This window comes from Endozoicomonas sp. ALC020, assembly GCF_049275935.1.
GTDB lineage: Bacteria > Pseudomonadota > Gammaproteobacteria > Pseudomonadales > Endozoicomonadaceae > Endozoicomonas_A.
On the sequence record NZ_CP184830.1, the window covers coordinates 6,844,881 to 6,866,695 of the forward strand.

Consider the following 21,815-nt stretch of genomic DNA (forward strand, 5'->3'; position numbering starts at 1 on the left):
GTACTCGACTTTGAGGTAGCAGAATGACAAAGGCCCGCCCCGATGCATTAAGCCTTGCAATGGCCGTTACAATCAGCTCCTCCATCATTGCTACACAGACGCTGGCCGATCGCAGGCTGCAAATAAAGTCTGTCGATATTCAGGTCAATGAACAGGTGGAGTTTACCCAAAGTGAAGTCATGGTTCAGCCAACCTTAGGTCATGATCAGCAGCCTATCCCGAAATCCTTTACCACTAGCTACCCTGATCAAACTGAAATCAGAGCAGGTTATGAGGTTCCTTCTGAAGGCTTCACAGACGTTCTCTCTGGCATCGGGGCTGGCGTTGCCAGTGTTGATCTGTTTGAAACCGACGACAATGACGTTGCTCAGAAGTACACTAAAGTTCTCAAGGTCGGCGATGAGGGTGTCTTCAGGTTCACTCATAACCTTGCAGAGGAGGAACTGGTCATTGAAGTCAGAAAAGGAATGACCGATCAGAATTCAATTGCGGCTGTTCGTGCTCAATCAGGTGACATTCAACCATTAGAACCCTTAACAAAAATCGCCAATCGCGAACAACTGACCGGAGTGCTCAAAGGTGCCAGCGAAAGAGCAGGAAGTCTTGGCGAAGCTGATCACTATGTTGCCCTTGCCACTATTAAAGTAGACAAAGTTGCAGTGAACGGGCGCAGCTTTATGCGTCATATCGTTTCGGGCGATCGGCCCCCTGAAATGCAGCGTCTGGGTCAATCGCTCTTTATTAACGATGAGGCGCTTCTGGCAGCCGCCACCTCTGCTTACGCCCAGGTTCATGTTCTGGGGGAAGATATACAACAGGAAGCGCTCGACAAACTCTTGTCGTACCATAAACCCGTCGGCTATGTTGTACACGTCGAGGATCACACACAGGCTTATCCTGCGCCTGCTGGTTATCCAAAGCTGGAAGTGGATCAGGCTTCGGAAGAGGTAGTTGTTTTCCGTGGTCAGAAACAGAATCCAACCGATATCGCTTTTGTGGAAAGCCAGCATATCCCCTGGGAACAGCATCAGTTTCTGGAGCTCACTGCCGAGGTTAAAAAAGCCAGCATCAGAAGCTACAGGCACGTCATCAGAAGCAGTCAAATGGCCCTGTTGGAAGAGTTTGCTGCTGATTTGGCTGCACAGCACGATGTCAAACTTAACGAAGATAAACTGGCTAAGCTTGCCTACTATGAAGCCTTTCAGCAGGCTTTAACCGCTGCTACTCCGGATGGAACCGATGAATTTGAGTTCACAACAGGATACATCAGAATCACTACATCGCTCATCACGCCAATCTGGATGCAGTTGCAACTCATAAAAAACTTCAGCTTCAAACCCGTACTTAAAAATCTTCTGACTAACTATAATTTTTTTCAGAATTTGCACAACTTTATATCCTTCGCCAACAGAATGATGAATCTCTTTACTGATGCCGAAGAAACAAGGTTTTCTTCCTTTTCCTCTAAAGTCCTGGCCGACATTAGCGAACAGATGCTTGAGATAGTAAGTACGCAGGAAGAGCTGAAGGCAAGTAAGACCGAACTCATCCTGAGGGCCAAAAAATTAGAAGACAGGCTGACGGCAATGATCATTGCCAGCGATGAGGAAAAACAGAAACTGAAGCGAACCGAACAGACACTTGAGCATGAGTCTGAACGGCTTCGTCAAGATTTCCTGACGACGAAAAACATGATAGATCAGCTTCGGCAGGAGCTCAAACGAATCCCTGAACTGCAAAAACAGGTCAGAGATGCCCTGGCAGAAGTCGCAAAAGTTCGCAGCGCCCATGCGGCAGCAAAGCTTGGTATTGATGGCTGGGATGATACTCTGGCACCAGAAGAACAAGCCGGACTTCTGGAAAACAAAATTCATGAAACCGGCCAATCAACCTATTATGTTGCATCAGGACAGCCCTGGGAACAGGATATGAAAGCAACACTGGCAGTGATTGAAGGCCAGCTCGGCATTGTTCCGGACAATGAAAACAATCTGGGTGGCCGCTCTCAGTCCATTCTGGATCATCTGCAGCAACAGGCAGATCAGTCCAGTGAGGTATTCCTGAATCAACTGGCTTTCGTTGAAGGTCAACTCGGTTTGGTTACGAATAGCAATGATGACCCCGAAGCCCGTCAAAAGATCATTCTGGAGCAACTTTTTCTGCAATTGCATCAGGACAGTCAACAACAACCTCGGCGTCAATATCAACAAAACCTGAAAGCACAGAAAAACCACTTACAGAAACTGCAGCAGATGATCAATCTGATTACAACGATGAACAAAAGCGTTCGTGATGCCGAAGCAGAAAAAAGAGCAGATATCAACACTCAAGTGGCAGCAGAGCTTGGTATTGATAACTGGGACGATACCCAGCCCCTGGATAAACAAGCCAGCGCCATCAGAGAGAAAATTCTTGAAATCAAGAGATCGGTTGCTGCAACAGATGGCGCAACAGATGCCGCAGCAGTGCAGCCATGGGAAGAAGCGGTAAAAGCCAGACTGGCGCCCATGGAAAGCAAGCTCGGTATTACACTGAACAATGAAAACGATTTGTATGCTTACTATCAGTCCATGCAACAGCAGCTGCAACAAAAGGCAGAACTGAACAATGTGGTAATCCAGAGTGTACTGACCAGCATTGAAAGTCAGCTCGGTCTGCCCCAGGACAATGGCAAGGATCTGGAAGACCGTCACCAGACCATTCAGCAACAGCTTAATCAACGCCAGGCCCTGATCGCTCAACAACTTATTCAACAACAGAACACCAGAACAGATGCTGAAAGAGACGCTGAAAAGCAAATCCGCTATTCAAACATTGCCGCATATTTAAACATTCAGGATTTTGATAGCAATGCAGATCCTGACGTTCTCCAAGAACAACTGATTCAAAATCTTGAGGCAATCAACGCTCAACAAGACAGTCTGCGTCAGCAACTTAAGGCAATGAGTCATAAGCTCAATAGGGAGGATTCTTACACCAAAGCCAGAAAAGACACTCTGCCAGTGGTTCTCGGTATTGATCCGTCCGAAGACACCCGTCTGCAAGACCGCACCAGTCTGGAATCAAAGGTAAATGACAGGCTCTTTGAGCTTTCAAAGCTGAAAATTGAACTGGAAGACATCAAAACACCAGGCCATCCCAAACTCATGCCTGAGGTATTGGCGACACTTCGTGACACATTAAGGGCCCTCCAGGGACACATTTACTTCGACCAAATGGACAGTGTGTATGTCCTTCGTCAGTATATTTCTGAACATATTCGGTTTTACATCAGAGAGGCCAGACGGCAGTCGGAGGAAGAGGTCCGGGTCAGACTGGACCATGTGGAAAGATTACTCAACATCAAAATTAATGAAGCTGATTACAAAACAGTAAGACTGGAAAGGATTCTAACAAGGCTTGATGCCGATGATATCTCCAATTACGAGCTGGACGAGATGCGCAAGGTGCTCTGGTGGGATAACAGGCCAGACTGGGAAGATCTGGAGGGAAACCCTTTGGAGGTGGATATCAAACGCACGACGATTCGTGATCGTCTTAATCATATCGTCGAAGCATCGGATCAGCGAGCCAGAAAACAACAGGAAAGTCACCTTATCGTTCTGGAGAACAAGCTAAATATCCACCCCCGTGAAAACCCTGCTGCTAAAGAGAGAGGCAAAAGTTTCACAGCAAAACTCCAACAGCTGGATGAAGAAGTTTTCAAAGCGGGTCAGCCTGACGTTAATGCGCGTATCGCAGCCATTGATAATGAGCTTGACAGGCAACTCGCTCGCCTGGGACCCAAACCACGATACCTGCTTGACCGTGATGCGGCCAGAGCCAGGTGGTTATTAGCAGAAGCTGAAAGTGAGCTGGATGTTTTTCATCGCAGACTGAATAGGCTTCGTAGCAATCAAGACTGCGCAAATGCCCATGGTCGGAGCGAATCCCATGAAGTCGAGGATGAACTCATTTTAACCGGGGAAAAGTCCTCTCAAGTCACGGGCAGGAATGAGGGTACTGTCGGCAAGGTCCGGCATCCGGTTCAGGAACAGGCCTATCTGGAAGATGAAATTGAAATCAGAAACGCAGACATTGAGCGATTGAAGGAGGTCCTTGAGACTGCAGAACAGGCCATCGAAAATGACGGAGGTCCCTTCCAGTATTCGCCGGGACAGGTAAAAGTTCGGACCGCTATAAACGCTTTCGCAGAGCAGCACTCTCTCAAAAAGCAAGCTCTGGAAACGACAATGGGTCTGGCACAGTTAGCACTGGAAAGCGATAAGAAAATACCACACCTTTCGACTTTCGATTTTGACGATGAATTTGCACCGATTCACTTGCAGGCACTGGTCGGAGACAAACTGACGTTTAAACAGGCCGGTGGGATTGTGGAAGTTTTCAAGAGCCTGAAGAAGGCCTTCCCGGAATCCTCTTTCCAGTCTGCTGGAGATCTGCCCGGGAATGACCTGAAAGAAGTCTACAGGCTTGTTCGCCGGGCCAGGCACGAAATGAAAAAAGGGGCTCTGGAATACGACGACGAAATTCGCAGCATGGGCAAAGCAGCCGTTCACTTCATTAAGCATCAATCAGGGTACCTGAAAAGCTTCCCGGAATACTTCGCTACCCATTCTGCCAGCGGTAACAAGATCATAAGTCTGCTGCGTGAAGGTCTGATCAGCAAGGTTGAACTTGAGAACTATATAAAAGCCGTCAGAAATGTCGACGGTTATCAGACAGTGGCTGAGTTTGAACACTTCCTTGGCTACCAACACGGCGTCAGGGTGCCTGAGTTCAGGAAGGTTGTCCAGATGCTGTCCGATCGGGGTGCTGATGAATTCATGCAAAGTGCCTTTACTCCTGTGCCCTCTACCGCCTCAGGCCCGGCAGGTATGAAAGAGTCTGTTTCCGGCATGAAAGAGTATGCAGCTGCAGTCATCGCCAACTACGTTCTTGACGATATTGCCTTTGACAATGGCCGCAGGATGGCAGCCCTCCTGGCCAATGTTCAGGATACCCTGACACCTTATGCCCATGCTGCCGGAATATCTGAGTCAGTCCTGATCGAAACTGTACATGGCACATTAATTCAGGCCCATGCCGCAGCGGTTGAACGACAGCTACTGGATTACTGGATCAAGCCTTCAGCCTTTCTGGTACAGGCTGTCACCTGGTACTTCTGCAGCTACAAACCCCTGCTGGCGGCCCATACCGCCGGGCAGGCCACCGCGCTGTCCCTCTCGAACATGTCGTTCCTCTATCTTCTCGATCTGACCAACAGGGGTGATTACCTGCACCGGATGCTGACACCTTTCCAGCACTGGCTGGAAGGCTACGGTGTTGATCCTGATCGAACTGGCCAATATGCCTATCACAGCGGCATTGAACAAATCTCTGAACTGGGTGGGCTCGCCATGCCATTGGGCAAGGCCGCGTCTTCAGTCATTCTGCTGAGAACCGGCTCTATGCTGTTTGCCAGACAGTACAACGCCAACCCGCAGATGTATCGCAGTATTTCCCGTCTGGTGCCGGAAATAGTGCAATCCATGAGTTCCGGACAGGGAGTTCAGATACCACTGCTGCACAAGCTGACACCACAAAAAGTGAAAACCCTGGCCTCTGCCACAGCCGGTCTCGTATTGGGTCCGGTAGCCACTGCCGGAACATACGCCCATGGTCTTTTATCAGGATTCACCTATGCCCAAACCTTCGGATTCGCGCTGGCGTCGAGCCTGACTTTCGACTTCTTTATGAACGACAACAAGATGCTCACTCAATGGCTGGGTGGGCCACTGGGCCGCAGTCTTGACAGGATTAATCGCTGGACAGGCGTGGGGGAAACGACAGATGAATATGTGAAACGTACAACTATTGCCAGGCCCCAACGCTTCGATGAAAACGATGAAGCCTACGCAAACCTTGTTACAACAAATAACACCCTGTATGGCTGGACGCGGCACGAAAATTACCTGCATTTTCGCGAACGCCGCGATCGCACCATGAAACTGTTTGAGAATGGCTGGGAGAAATACTTTAGGGAAAATGTGCCTAAATGGTCCTTCTCCCATGCACAAAGCATTCCTTACTTCTACACTTTTGGAGCCTTCTACAAGTGGCAACAGGACAATAATAAAAAAGTGCCTGTTCCTGAGAAGTGAAATGCCCATCAATCGAGCTTTCGAACTGCCACCTCAGGCGATCAGCTTGAAACTGATGAGAAGTGGGACAAGTAGGAAAATCGATGAGCAATACCCGTCACAATGTATTAAGCCTTGCAGTGGCCGTTGCAATCAGCTCTTGCATCATCAATACAGAGGTACTGGCCGCTCGCAAACTGCAGACAAAATATGCCTGGCTTCTGGACAATGGCGGTTCTGAGGATACCCGCAGTGAGGTCATGGTTCAGCCAACTTTAGGTGATGACCAGCAACCAGTACTCAAATCTTTTACCACCACCTATCCCTATGCGCCTTCAGAAAATGACGACTATTCTCGTCCCGCTATAGGTATAAGTTTTACAGAAGCTCTTTATGGTATCGGTAATGAGGGCGTTGCCAGTGTTGATCAGTTTGAAACAGGCGAGAATGACGTTGCTCAGAAATATACCAAAGTCCTTAAGGTAGATGGTGAGGGAATCTTCAAGTTCACCCATAACCTTGCAGAAGAGGAACTGGTCATTGAAGTCAGAGGCGGAATGACCGAGCAGGATTCAGTTGCGTTTGTTCGTGAACATTTAGATATCAGGCCACCATTTGAACCCTTAACGAAAATCGCCACCCCCATGCAACTGGCTGATCTGTTGGAAGCTGCCAGTACCAGGACAGGAATCCTCGGCTCAAGTGATCACTATCTTGCCCTTGCTACCATCGAAGTCGAAAAAGTTGCAGTGGATGGACGCACCTTCATGCGCCTTATCGCTTCGGGCGACCAGCCCCCTGAGCTGCATCGTCTGGGTCAATCACTCTTTGTCAATGATGAGGCTCTTCTGGCAGCTGCCGCCTCTGCCTACATCCAGGTTCATATCCTGGGAGAGGATATACAACAGCAGGCTCTGAACGAACTATTGGCAAACAACAAACCCGTCGGCTATGTTGAGCACTTCGGGGATAACACACAGGTTTATCCTGTGCCTGCGGGCTATCCAAAGTTGGAGATAACAGAAGCTCTGGGGGAGGGTATTGTTTTTCATGGTCAGATGTTGAATCCCCATGATGTCGCTTTTGTAGAAAACCTCTATAAACTCTGGGTACAGTCCGGAGGTAATAACCCCGCCCCTGCAGTAATCACAATGCTTAGAAGATATAAGATCAGAAGTTACGAGTTCGTCATTCGAAACAGGCAGATGGCACTGCTGGAGAAGTTTGTTGCGCGGCGCAATGCTGGCGTTAACAAAGTTCAACCGACGATCCTTTCCCGCGAAGATAAACTGGCGGCGCGTTCACTTGCATTCTATGAATCTCTCCAGCAGGCATTGGCACTGGCTACTCCAGATAAAACATATGGAACAGAAGAATTTGAGTTCACACTGGAGCACATCAGAATCGCTTCATTAGTCATCACGCCAACCCAGATGTGTAATCAACTCGCAAAACAGTTTGACTTCAAACCCGTACTTAGAAATCTTCTTAAGAACCCGCACTTTTTTCAGATTATTCGCAAGGCGATACCCATCATCGGCGATATCAATGAAGCGCAGATCGATTCCGGAAAAGACCAGGAGTTTACTTCCAAAGTCATGATTGACATGGCCAGACAGCTGCTTGAGTTACACAACAACCTGGAGCAGCAACGGGCAAAAAAGACCAAATTCAAGAATCTGAACAGAAAATTACTTCGCGTAACGGCAGAAGAGCTTGGTATTGAGAACTGGGCTAACCTTCTGCCCAGAGAACAAGTCAGAACCATCAGCAAGAAAATTCAGGAAATCAAGCGGACGTTGGCCACAACCCTTGCTGCAACAGAACAGCCTGACTATGAAATTATCACTACAAAACTGGAAGGCCTTGAGGACCTGTTCGGTATTGCTCCAGACAATGAAAATAATCTTGTTGCCCGCCTTCAGTCTGTTCAACAGCATATAAGGTATAAGACAGAACTGGACGACGAGGAGACTCCGCAGAGACTGGACAACATGGAAACTGAGCTCGGCCTGATCTCTGACGAAGAAGATGCCCCGGAGGCTCGTCAACAGGCCATTCTGAAACACCTCGAACAGCAGGAAGCTCTGGTCAAGCGACACCTTCAGACAACCGTTACAGACGCTGAAAAAGCAGCGACTGAAGAGTCTGTGGGACTAAAATCAGACGCTTCTGAAACCAATAAACAACGGATTAATGCCCCGAGAAACAGGCAGGCAGAGCCGGGCGGGGGTGATACTGCCCCGCGCCCGGCAGGTATGAAAGAGTCTGTTACCGGCATGAAAGAGTTCGCAGCTGCAGTGATCGCCAACTACGTTCTTGATGATATTGCTTTTGACAATGGCCACAGGACGGCAACATTCCTGACCAATATTCAGGATACCCTGACACCTTATGCCAATGTTGCCGGACTATCTGAATCAGACTTCATCAAGATTATCCATGGCACATTAATGCAGGCCCGTGCCGCAACGGTTGCACGACAGCTACTGGATTACTGGATCAAACCCTCAGCCTTCCTGTTGCAGGCTGTGACCTGGTACTACTCCAGCTACAAACCCCTGCTGGCGACCCACACCTCCCGGCAGGCCGCCGGGCTATCTCTCTCAAACATAGCATTCCTCTATCTTCTGGATCTGACCAACAGAGGTGATTACCTGCACCGGATGCTGACACCTTTCCAGCACTGGCTGGAAGGCTACGGTGTTGATCCTGACCGAACGGACCAATATGCCTGTCACAGCGGCATTGAACAAATCTCTGAAGTGGGCGGGCTGGCCATGCCATTGGGTAAAGCCGCCTCCTCCGTCATCCTGCTGAAAACCGGCTCTATGCTGTTTGCCAGACAGTACAACGCCAACCCGCAGATGTATCGCAGTATTTCCCGTCTGGTGCCGGAAATAATCAAATCCATGGGCTCCGGTCAGGGCGTTCAGATACCGCTGCTGCACAGACTGACACCACAAAAAGTGAGAACCCTGGCCTCTGCCACAGCCGGTCTCGTATTGGGTCCGGTAGCCACGGTCGGAACATACGCCCATGGCCTTTTATCAGGATTCACCTATGCCCAAACCTTCGGATTCGCGCTGGCGTCGAGCCTCACTTTCGACTTCTTTATGAACGACAACAAGATGCTCACTCAATGGCTGGGTGGGCCACTGGGCCGCAGTCTTGACAGGATTAATCGCTGGACAGGCGTGGGGGAAACGACAGATGAATATGTGAAACGTACGACTATTGCCAGGCCTCAAAGCTTCGATGAAACCGATACAGACTATGCAAACGGTGTTAAAGCAAACAACACTCTGTATGGCTGGACTCGACACGAAAATTACCTGCAGTTCCGCGAACGCCGGGATCGCACCATGAAACTGTATGAGGATGGCTGGGAGAAATACTTCAGGGAAAATTTGCCCAAATGGTCATTCTCCCATGCAGAAAGCATTCCTTACTTCTACACTCTTGGAGCCTTCTACGAGTAGCAACAGGGCAATAATAAGAAAGCGCCGGTGAATAAATCAGACAACAAACAACCACCAGCATTGTCACAGCAGTGACAAAACACCGGTTATGGAGACATGTGTAAGCTTACCTTCTGAGCCCACAGACATTTCTCCGTTAACGTAAAAGAGCCTTGAAGCCACTCGAATAAGTGATTGACAGCCATAAGCGATTGGGAGTTGTCATTTCGTTTGCCGTAGCAATCACTTTTTACAGTAATAAAAATACTCAGCTTCGAGGTAATAGAATGAGAAATATCCGCCCCAATGCATTAAGCCTAGCCGTGGCCGTTGCCATCAGCTCTTCCATCATTGCTACAGAGGCACTGGCCAATCGCAGGCTGCAGACAAGATCTGTTGATATTTCGGGCAGTGAACAGGTGGAGTTTATCCAGAGCGAGGTCATCGTTAAGCCAACGTTGGATGATGACTCGCAGCCAATAGCCAAATCCTTTACCACCACCTACCCTGATCAGACTGAAGTCAGAGCGGGCTATGACATTCCTTCTGAAGGCTTCACAGACGTTCTTTCCGGCATCGAGGGTGGCGTTGCCATTGTTGATCAGTTTGAGACCGGCGAGAATGACGTTGCCCGGAAGTACACCAAAATCCTCAAGGTGGGTAATAAGGGGGTCTTCAGGTTTACCCATAACCTTGCAGAAGAGAAACTGCTCATCGAAGTCAGCGACAGTATGACCCATCAGGATTCAATTCGGGCTGTTCGCAGTCAATCAGGGGTCGCCTGGGCATTGGAACCCTTTACCGGAATGGCCAGCCCCGGTCATCTGGTGGGAGTGCTGAGAGGTGCGCATGAAAGAGCAGGAAACCCTGGTGAAGCCGATAACTATGTTGTCCTTGCCACCCTTGAAGTAGACAAGGTTGAGGTGGACGGGCGCACCTTCATGCGCCTTGTCGCTGCGGGCGACCGGCCTCCTGAGCTGCAGCGTCTGGGTCAGTCACTTTTTGTCAATGATGAGGTGCTTTTGGCAGCAGCCACCTCTGCCTATACCCAGGTGCATGTTCTGGGGAAAGAGATACAACAGTATGCCCTGGAAGATCTGCTGTCAGACCATAAACCCATCGGCTATGTTGTACACGTCGAGGATGAGACACAGGTTTATCCTGTCCCTGCTGGTTATCCAAAACTGGAAGTGACTGAGACTCCGGGGGATGTTGTTGTTTTCCATGGTCAGAAACAGAACCCCAGCGATATGGCTCTTGTGGAAGGCCTCTATATGGACTGGTGGAGGAGAGCCGGTCAAGATGACAAGACAACTGTTAAAAAAGACAAGGTCAAAAGCTACCAGCACATCATTCGAAACTTTCAGATGATAATGCTGGAGGATTTAGCTGCAAGGCACGATGCCGGACTCAACTTCGGTGAAAATTACGATGATATGGTGTTCGACCTTGCATACACAGAAAATCTTCTGCATGCACTGGCCAGTGCTACTTCAGATGGAGCAGAGGAAGTTGAATTCGCATTAAAACACGTTGAATTCACTTCGACGTACATCTCGCCAACCTGGGTGCATATTCAACTGTTAAGACACTTCGGCTTCAGACCTGTACTCAGAAATCTTCTGACTAACCAGCACTTTGTTCAGGATATTCATGAAACTTCACTCTTTCCTGTAAGTCGGTATAAGGCTCCTTATTTTGAACCTTTTAGTGACTCTTCTGGCCATGACGAAGGCTTTGAACCCAAAGTCATTGGCGACTTTATCGGGCAGCTGCTGGAAATGGAAAGCGAGCTGGAGAAGCTCAGGACAATAGAGGCCGTGCTGGTAAAACAAAGTGAATTGAGAATGGAGGAACTAAATCAGTATGTTGAGGATCAGCTTGCGGAGGTTCATGGCAAGATAAATGCTCTGGTAACCCAGATAGAGACGCTGCAACGGGATGTCGATCAAATTCCATTGCTAAAAAAACAAGTTCATGATGCCAGAACAGATGCCACAAAAGCTCGCAACACGCAAACGGCAACAGAGCTTGGTATTGATAACTGGGATGATACCCAGCCTCTGGAAGAGCAAGCCAGACTCATCAGCAAAAGAATTAATGAAATTTACGGATTGGTCGCCGCAACAACAGAGTTTCAAAAACAAGCTCTGGAAGAATCGCAACAAAGCACCAGCTCAGAGGCCAAAAAAACAGCACACATCAAAGCCCGTTATGCAAACATGGCCTTACATTTGAACATTCCGGAGTTTGATATCAATGCAGCTGTCGACGATCAGGAAAAATGCCTGCTTGAAAAACTTATGGCAATGCACGCTCAACAGGCAGTTCAACGTCAACAAATTAAGACAATGGGTGATCAACTCGATATACAGCAGGCTTTCATCAAGGCGACAAAAGCCGTTCTGGCTGAGACTCTTGGTATAGATCTGGAAGACCCAACCAACCTGGAATCAATGCTGCATAACAAACTCTTCGATCTTTCAAAGCTGGAAAATGAACTGAAAGACATCAGAACACCAGGCCACCCCAAAGTCTTGCCTGAAGTATTCGAGACACTTCTTGCCGTGGAAAGCGCTCTGGAGGAAGACCCCCTCCCCGAAGAGGAAGATGTGTATTTCCATCGTCAGGCCATTTCTGAAAAAATGCGGGCACACATCGGAGCAATCGGAGAGCAGTCAGAGGAAGAAGCCCTGGCCATACTGCAATCCCTGGAACGATTACTCAACATCGAAATCAATCAAGGTGATAACAAAGCAGCAAGACTGAATAGGGTTCGTGCCAGGTTTGATGGCGGTGATATCTCGAATCACGTGCTGGATCAGATGGACAAGATCCTGTTATGGGAAGGTGAAAGACCAGACGTGGTGCGAGATCTGAAAGAAGATCTGGAGAGAGGTCTGCTGGAGACGGATCAGGTGCTCTCAGGTATTCGTCACGGTATTACCTTTAAAATCGAACAATCGGATCAGCGCGCCAGAATACGACAGGAAGAGTATCTTATTGCTCTGGAGCAGAAGCTAAATATCGACCTTTATAAAAACCCTGCTGCTAAAGAAAGAGGCAAAACTTTCATAACTAAACTGGCCAGTGATCTGCAGGTAGGGTTTGAAGACGATGCCGACCTGTCTCACCAGAAGAAGGTTCTGAGAAACAAAATTCAGGAATTACGGATAAAAGTAGTCGCAAAATATAGCGATGAAGCCGTCAAAAGAACCTTAAACCATCAGATTGCAGGTCAACTCAATATGAAGGACTATGAGGATCATGTCGGCACAGACGAACAGAACAGTCTGATTAAGGCAAAACTTGAACAGCTGGATGATGAACTTTTCAGAGCAGGTCTGCCTGACCTTAATGAGCGTATTGCAGCCATTGAGAATGAGCTTGACAGGCAAATGGCTCGCCTGGAACCTAAACCCCGATACGTTCTTGATCGTGAGGTAGCCACAGCCAGGCGAGCATTAGAAGAAGCTGAAACTGAGCACGAAGCTATTTTTCAAAAAAAAGTGGGTAGCCTTTCTGATCTCCGGTATATCCCGGATGAAGAAACGCCCCTCAATCTGGCATTGAAACAATTTCAGATCGGCCTGGGTCTGTCTGCAGGTGACAAGCAAACCGATCAGGAGCGAAAAAGGGACATCGTAAATAACCTGCTGGAATACAGTGTAGAAGCACGAGCTGAAATCATTAAGGAACTGGAAGCCAAAACAAATCTGAATGTCTGGATACAATGCTACCCCGATTCGGTGGAAGCAACTTTTTCTATTCAAACCTATCCAGTGCCTGGTCGGGACGCAACGGTTGAAGACGATAGAGCGTGGGGTGGGCTGCCTTTTACCCGTGAAAAGTACAGTCAGGTCACGGAATTCCTGCTTGAGCACGACAAGAAAGCTACGGATTTAGCCAATGCGATGACTGCAGAGGTTATTGCACGAGAGACTCTGGCTCGTAAAGAACAGGAGCTGTTCGAATCAGGAGATGTCAATGAGAAGTCTGCAACCTCAAACAAGATCGACATGGATCCGCTGAATTCAGACCTGAATGATAAAAGTGAAACGGTATCAAATGCAAAACAAGACCTGGAGGATCATGACGCGCTTCTTGAACCCACTGAAATATCCCTCGGTCTTAAACCAGGCACTTCTGACAGCAGAGAGCAACGGATTAATGCCCTGAGAGACAAACAGTTACAACTGGGCGGTAATGATGGCACTGGCGGAAAAATCGGGCAACTGCTTCAGCAAGAAGCCCGAGAGGCAGCTGAAAATGCAGACTGGATAGCAAAAATTGCAGCCTCCAGAGCAGAGGTTGAGAGAATGGAAAAAGTCCTGAAGGCTGCCGAAGAAGCCGTCAAAAATTCTGGCGAACCCTTCCAGTACACACCGAAACAGGCAAAAGTTCTGAAAGCTATACACACATTCACTGATCAGCACTTCCTTAAAAAACAAGCCCTGGAAGCAGCGATGGGTCTGGCAGAATCAGCAGTAGAAAGCGGTAACACAATACCCTGCCTCAAGACTTTCGATTTTAACGATGAATTTGCACCGATTCGCTTGCAGGCATTGGCCGGAGACCAACTGACGTTTAAGCAGGCCAGTCATATTGTGGAAGTTTTCAAGAGCCTGGAGACGATCTTCCGGAAACGTCCCTTCAAGCTTGCGGAGTATCAATTTCGGAAAGCCATTGAAAAAGTTCAGATTCTGGTGCAAAGGGCCAGGAATGAGATAAAAACCGCATCTCAGCAATACGACGACGAAATTCATGGCATAAGCTCAGCGGGCGTTCTCTTTGTCGAGCATGTATCCGAGAACCAGAAAAGCTTCTCGAAATTCTGCGCTACCGGTTTTGCCGGTGCTAAAAAGATCAGAGCTATGCTGCGTGAAGGCCTGATCAAAAATGTTGAACTTGAAAACTACATAAAGGCCGTCAGAGGTGTCAAAGGTTATCAGATATCGGATAAATTTGAGTACTTCCTTGGTTATAAACTGGGCGTAGGGCTGTTTGAATTCAGGCATGTTGTCCGGATGCTGACCAATGAGGATGCTGAGGCGTTCATCAAGAATATCTTTGCTTCAGTGACCGGGACGGCAGGCATTTCCGAGCATCAGCCGTGGCACCTGAAAAGCTTACCGGAATACTTCGCCAGCCATTCTGCCAGTGCTAACAAAATCATGGCTTTGCTCCGTGATGGCCTGATCAGCAAAGTTGAACTTGAAAACTACATGAAGGCTGTCAGAGGTGTCGACGGTTATGAGACAGTGGCTGAATTTGAGCACTTCCTTGGTTATAAACACGGGGTCAGGGTGCCTGAGTTCAGGGAGGTTGTCCAGATGCTGTCCGATGAGAGTGCCGAGGCATTCATGTACAGTGTCTTTGCTCCTGTGACAGTAACGGCAACAGGCCCGGCGGGTATGAAAGAGTCGGTCGTCGGCATGAAGGAGTACGCAGCCGCAGTCATCGCCAACTATGTGCTTGACGATATTGCCTTTGAAAACGGCCGCAGGACGGCAGCCTTCCTGACTAATATTCAGGACACCCTGACACCCTATGCCAGTGCTGTCGGTCTGTCTGAATCAGAACTGATCAAGGCTGTCCATGACACCCTGATGCAGGCTCATGCTGCAGCAGTTGAGTGGCAGCTGAAGGAATACTGGGTCAAACCTTCAGCCTTCCTGGTACAGGCGGTCACCTGGTACTTCTCCAGCTACAAACCGCTACTGGCGACTCACACCGTCTCGCAGGCCACCGCTCAGTCCCTCTCGAATATGTCGTACCTCTATCTGCTGGACCTGACCAACAGGGGGGATTATCTGCACAGAATGCTCACACCTTTTCAGCACTGGCTGGAACGCTACCGTGTTGATCTTGAGCGAACCGGGCAATATGCCTACCACAGTGGCATTGAACAAATCTCTGAAGTGGGCGGACTGGCCATGCCATTGGGTAAAGCTGCGTCCTCTGTCATTCTGTTGAAAACCGGCTCTGCGCTGTTTGCCAGACAGCACAATGCCAACCCACATAAGTATCGCAGCATTGTTCGTCTGGTGCCCGAATTGGTGAAGTCCATGGGGTCCGGACAAGGGATTCAAGTACCACTGCTGCACAGAGCGACGCCACAAAAAGTGAAAACTCTGGCTTCTGCCACCGCCGGGCTTGTGCTGGGGCCGGTAGCTACTGTTGGAGCATACGCCCACGGCCTTATATCCGGGTTCACCTATGCTCAAACCTTCGGATTCGCACTGGCGTCAAGTCTCACTTTCGACTTTTTTATGAACGACAACAAGATGCTCACTCAGTGGCTGGGTGGACCTCTGGGCCGGAGTCTTGACAAGATTAATCGCTGGACAGGCGTGGGGGAAACGGACGATGAGTATTTGCAACGTACCGCCATTGCTTCGCCTCAGGGCTTCAGTGAAACCGATGAAGAATACGCTAGTCGTGTTAAAGCAAACAACACCCTGTATGGCTGGACTCGACACGAAAATTATCTGCAGTTCCGTGAACGCCGTGATCGCACCATAAAGCTGTTTGAGAATGGCTGGGAGAAATACTTCAGGGAAAAACTGCCCAAATGGTCATTCTCCCACGCAGAAAGTATTCCTTACTTCTACACTCTTGGAGCCCTTTACGAATCGCAAAAGAGCGATGATCAAAACGTTCACGGTCATGATACGAGAAATGCCTCTCAATCAAGCTTTCCACTGCAACCTCAGCAGACCACTGCGGCTGGTGAACCTTTCAGCTTGCCGGAATAGCCATGAGCGATTTTAAAAGTTGCTTCCCCGCACGGTGAAGCAACCTCTTTTCACGGCAATAAAAACACTCAGCTCTGAGGTAGTAGAATGACAACTGCTCCCCTCAATGCATTTAGCCTGGCAGTGGCCGTAGCAATCAGCTCTTCCATCCTTGCTACACAGGCGCTGGCCGATCGCAGGCTGCAGACAAAATCTGTCGATGTTTCGAGCATCAGTCATGAGGAGTTTACTCATAGTGAGGTTATGGTTCGGCCAACTTTGGGTCATGACCAGCAGCCAATACCTAAATCCTTTACAACCACTTACCCCGATCAGACTCAGGCCAGAGCGGGCTATGAGGTTCCTTCTGAAGGCTTTACGGATGTTCTTTCCGGCATTGAGGGTGGTGTTTCCAGTGTTGATCTGTTTGAAACCGACGAAAATGACGTTGCTCAGAAATACACCAAAATCCTGAAGGTGGGTGATGAAGGGATCTTCAGGTTCACCCATAACCTTGAAGAATATGAACTGGTCATTGAAGTCAGAGGCGGTATGACTGACCAGGATTCAATTGCGGCAGTTCGTTCTCAATCAGGCAATATCCAGCCATTAGAACCCTTAACGAAAGTCGCCAGTCCCGAGCAATTGGCCGCAGTGCTGAGAGCTGCCCATGGCAGAGCTGGAAACCTTGGCGCAAGCGATAACTATGTTTCCCTTGCCACCATTGAAGTAAAAAAAGTTGCAGTGAACGGGCGCACCTTCATGCGTCTTATTGCTTCGGGCGATCACCCCCCTGAACTCCAGCGTCTGGGGCAATCGCTGTTTGTCAATGATGAGGCGCTTTTGGCAGCAGCCACTTCTGCTTATGCTCAGGTTCATATTCTGGGGGAAGATTTACAACATAAAGCTCTCAACAAACTGTTGTCGTACCATAAACCCGTCGGCTATATCGTACACGTTGAGGATGACAGGCAGGTTTACCCGGTGCCAATCGGTTATCCAAAACTGGAAGTGACTGAAGCTTCGGGGGAGAAGATTGTTTTCCGTGGTCAGAAGGAGAATCCGACCGAGATCGCCGTTGTAAGAGGACTCTATGAGCACTGGTATGAACCTGTTTTTTATGCCGACCCTCCCCCTGATGTATCAACACAGGTAAAAAAAGACAAGGTCAAAAGCTACCTGTACGTCACTCGAAACAGGCAGATGGAATTGCTCGAGGCCATGGCTGCAAATCCCGGTGCTGAATTTAACGAAATAGTGCTGGAGCTTCAACTGTGTATGCTTGCATACTATGAATCTCTCCAGCAGGCATTGATCAGTGCCAGTCCGGATAATGGCGATGAATTTGAATTAACGTTAGGACACATCAGAGTCGCTTCGTCGCTCATCACGCCATTCTGGATCTATGATCATCTCCTGAAAAACTTCGGCTTCAACCCCATACTCAGAAATATTCTGAGTAACCCGCACTTAGTTAAGAATATTCAGAAAGAGATCCCCGATATCAGCGATAACTACCGGGCGCAGGTCGCTAATCCCGGTGAAGACGAACAGTTTGCCTCAAAAGTCATCAACGACATGTCACTCAGGCAGCGGGTTGAATTTGACTGCGCACTGGCAGAAAAACAGGCAAAAGAGGCACAACTCGCCGAGCTAAACGAAAAATTAAAAATTCATGACACCCACCAGGCGGAGGCCGTAACAGAACAGTTTGACGAAGTGGCTGAAAAAGAAGTTGCAGGCAAAGCCCGATTTGCAAACATTGAGAATTTTGATAGCAATGAGGATATTGACGTTCCGCAAGAGCTTCTGCTTCTGAAATACAAGGCATTGAATGAGCAAGAAGGACAACTGATTCGCAGTCTTCAGGCAGCGAAGGCTCAGATCAATTTAGTAGATTCTCAAATCAGTGCCAGAAAAGTTGCTCTGAAAAAAGAACTGGATGACATCAGAACACCAGACTATCCCAGGATCAGGTCTGAAGTCATTGAGACACTGAGTGCCGTGCACAAAGCTCTGAAAATGCCTGATTTTGATCAAAACGACGATGTCTATCTTCATCGTCAGTACATTTCTGAAGACATCCAGAAATATATCAAAGACGCCAGACAGAGGGCAGAGGAAGAGGCCCGGGACATGCTGGATGTGGTTGAAAAAGAACTCAACATCAAAGCCAATGAAGAGGATTACAGTAAAACAAGACTCACCAGGATTGTTAAAGTACTTAACAAGGGTGATCTCTCAAACAGGATACTGGACAGAATTTTGTTTGGGATAGAAACCATTATCTTGTACCGTGAACGCAGAATGCTGGACATGAAGGATCTCAAACTCATCAAGCTTCATGCGAACCTTCACTATAAAGCCGAAAACCCCGACCCGAATAAGCCTGCCAGAAAACAACGGGCCGACCTGCTGGAAGCCGCAGAAAAAGCACTCAACCTAAAAAGCTATGAAGAGGACGGCCAGATAGCAAGACTTGCCCGGGTTCATGCAATACTTGACAGCGAAGATCTTCCTGAACACTTGCTGGATCAGATAGATCAGGCCCTGTGGCAAGAAGAAAGCACAGCCCTGAACAAGAAGGATCTCAGAATCAGGAAGCTTTGTGCAATTCTTAACTATAAAGTCGAAGATTCGTACCTTGATAAGCAAGTCAAAAAACGACAGACAGGTCTGCTTCAAGCTGTAGAGAAAAAGCTGTACATCCATCCTCGTGAAAATCTTGCTGCCTGGGAAAGAGGCAAGGCTTTCACTGCTAAACTGGCCCGAGATCTGAATGTAGCATTTGCAGAGGATGACAGCCTTGCTGAACAGAGTGAGGCACTAAGAGAAAAAATTGAGGCATTAATAGAAGAGCTATACCAGACCGGCGACGACGAAGGTGTCAGAAGAACCAGAAACAATGACATGGCTTATCAACTCAACATTGAGGATTATGAAGAAGATGCCATTATCGACGACCAGAACAGTCTGATTGAAAAAAAACTCGGACAGCTGGATGAAGCAGTTATGAATGCAGGTCTGCCTGACGTTAACGAGCGCATTGCAGCCATTGAGAATGAGCTTGACTGGCAAATGGCTCAAATGGGTCCTAAACCCAGATACGTTCTTGATCGAGAGGTAGCCACTGCCAAACGGGAGATAGAAGACGCTATAGCTGAGCTAGAGACAGTTTATCGCAGGCTGGCTGCTCATGGTCACAATGAAGTCGATAACGCATCGGGTGAACTGCCGTTAGCCAGAAAAAAATACGTTCAGATCACAGAATTCCTGCGTGAGCACGACAGGGAAGGTATGGATGAAACCGATGCAATGCCTGGAGGGGCTGCTGCACCAGCAAATCAGGAATCAACCCGTCTGAAAGGTGAGATTGAAACCAGAAAAGCAAACATTGAGAGAATGAGGGAAGTCCTCAGGGCTGCAGAGAAAGCCGTCGAAAATGACGGCGGTTCCTTCCAGTACACGCCGGAACAGGCAGAAGTTCGGGCCGCTATGGAAGCCTTCATACAGCAGCACCCTTTCATGCAACAAGCTCTGGAAGCCGGAATAGCTCTGGCAGAGTCAGCGGCAAAAAGCGGTAAGGTAATACGCGACATTACAACTTTCGATTTTGGCGATGAATTTGCACCGATTCGCTTGCAGGCAATGGCCGGAGACAATCTGATGTTTAATCAGGCCAGTCGGATTGTGGCAATCTTCAAGAGCCTGAGGACGAAAGTCGATTGGCATCAGGGTGCCCTGATAGAAATCCAGAGACTGGTGTACAAGGCCAGAAATGAGATCGGCAAAGGCGCTCAACAATACGACGACGAAATTCGTGGTATGGGAAAAAGAGCCATTCACTTCATTGAGCATGAACCGGAGGACCTCAAAAGCTTCTCTGAATACTTCGCTACCCGTTCTGCCAGTGGTAACAAAATCATGGTTTTGCTTCGTGAAGGCCTGATCAGCAAGGTTGAACTTGAAAACTATATGAAGACCGTCAGAGGTGTCGGCGGTTATCAGACAGTGGCTGAATTTGAGCACTTCCTTGGTAATAAACACGGCGTCAAGGTGCCTGAATTCAGGAAGGTTGTCCAGATGCTGTCCGATGAGAGTGCCGAGGCATTCATGCAAAGTGTCTTTGCTCCTGTGACCGTAACGGCAACAGGCCCGGCGGGTATGAAAGAGTCGATTGTCGGCATGAAGGAGTACGCAGCCGCAGTCGTCGCCAACTACGTGCTTGACGATATTGCCTTTGAAAATGGCCGCAGGACGGCAGCCTTCCTGACTAATATTCAGGACACCCTCACACCTTATGCCAGTGCTGCCGGCCTGTCTGAATCAGACCTGATCAAGGCTATCCATGACACCCTGATGCAGGCTCATGCCGCAACAGTTGAGTGGCAGCTAAAGGAATACTGGGTCAAACCTTCAGCCTTCCTGGTACAGGCTGTCACCTGGTACTTTTCCAGCTACAAACCGCTACTGGCGACTCACACTGTCTCGCAGGCTAACGCGCTGTCCCTCTCGAACATGTCGTACCTCTATCTGCTGGACCTTACCAACAGGGGGGATTATCTGCACAGAATGCTGACACCTTTCCAGCACTGGCTGGAACGCTATAGTGTTGATCTTGACCGAACCGGGCAATATGCCTACCACAGGGGTATTGAACAAATCTCTGAAGTGGGCGGACTGGCCATGCCATTGGGCAAAGCCGCGTCCTCAGTCATTCTGCTGAAAACCGGCTCTATGCTGTTTGCCAGACAGGTCAACGCCAACCCACACAGGTATCGCAGCATTGTCCGTCTGGTGCCCGAAATAGTGAAGTCCATGGGGTCCGGACAAGGGATTCAGGTAGCGCTGCTGCACAGGGCGACGCCACAAAAAGTGAAAACTCTGGCTTCTGCCACCGCCGGACTCGTGCTGGGTCCGGTAGCTACTGTTGGAGCATACGCTCATAGTCTTATATCTGGATTCACCTACGCTCAAACCTTCGGATTCGCACTGGCGTCGAGTCTCGCTTTCGACTTTTTTATGAACGACAACAAGATGCTCACTCAATGGCTGGGTGGACCTCTTGGACGTAGTCTTGACAAAATTAATCGCTGGCGGGGCGTGGGTGAAACGGACGATGAGTATTTGCAACGTACCGCTATTGCTTTGCCACAAGGCTTTAGTGAAACGGATGAAGAATACGCTAGTCGTGTTAAAGCAAACAACAGTATGTATGGCTGGACTCGACACGAAAATTATCTGCAGTTTCGTGAACGCCGTGATCGCACCATGAAACTGTTTGACAATGGTTGGGAAAAATACTTCAGGGAAAATGTACCTAAATGGTCGTTCTCCCATGCAGAAAGCGTCACTTACTCCTACACTCTGGGTGCCTTCTATGAGTGGCAAAAAGGCGATATTCAGAAAGTTCATGATCATTAAGAGAAATATTTCTACCTGCAATCGTGGCCCTCTGACGGCCACGAGCGATTAAAAGTCGCTTCTTCGCCTGCAAT

General features: G+C 48.7%; 4 protein-coding genes. All 4 read left to right on the plus strand.

All coding sequences use genetic code 11. From position 1 onward, the window contains the following. The first annotated feature begins 23 nt into the window (after nt 1–23). The 4 genes from ACOJUO_RS25190 (at nt 24) to ACOJUO_RS25205 (ending at nt 21,741) form a co-directional block, all read left to right on the plus strand. Nucleotides 24–6,140, plus strand: coding sequence for a hypothetical protein (locus tag ACOJUO_RS25190; protein WP_422138549.1), 6,117 nt, complete (start codon nt 24–26; stop codon nt 6,138–6,140). Nucleotides 6,141–6,223: 83 nt separating this feature from the next. Continuing rightward, the gene (locus ACOJUO_RS25195) at nt 6,224–9,601 is read left to right on the plus strand and encodes a hypothetical protein (protein WP_422138550.1); all 3,378 of its coding nucleotides are present in this window, start codon (nt 6,224–6,226) and stop codon (nt 9,599–9,601) included. Between the two features lie 266 nt (nt 9,602–9,867). Continuing rightward, the gene (locus tag ACOJUO_RS25200; protein WP_422138551.1) at nt 9,868–16,338 is read left to right on the plus strand and encodes a hypothetical protein; all 6,471 of its coding nucleotides are present in this window, start codon (nt 9,868–9,870) and stop codon (nt 16,336–16,338) included. Nucleotides 16,339–16,425: 87 nt separating this feature from the next. Beyond that, the gene (locus ACOJUO_RS25205; protein ID WP_422138552.1) at nt 16,426–21,741 is read left to right on the plus strand and encodes a hypothetical protein; all 5,316 of its coding nucleotides are present in this window, start codon (nt 16,426–16,428) and stop codon (nt 21,739–21,741) included. The last annotated feature ends 74 nt before the right edge of the window (nt 21,742–21,815 follow it).

What these genes read in the sequence shown, in the direction of transcription:
- ACOJUO_RS25205 (WP_422138552.1), top strand. Translation starts at nt 16,426, where the DNA reads ATGACAACTGCTCCCCTCAATGCATTTAGCCTGGCAGTGGCCGTAGCA.
- ACOJUO_RS25200 (WP_422138551.1), top strand. Translation starts at nt 9,868, where the DNA reads ATGAGAAATATCCGCCCCAATGCATTAAGCCTAGCCGTGGCCGTTGCC.
- ACOJUO_RS25190 (WP_422138549.1), top strand. Translation starts at nt 24, where the DNA reads ATGACAAAGGCCCGCCCCGATGCATTAAGCCTTGCAATGGCCGTTACA.
- ACOJUO_RS25195 (WP_422138550.1), top strand. Translation starts at nt 6,224, where the DNA reads ATGAGCAATACCCGTCACAATGTATTAAGCCTTGCAGTGGCCGTTGCA.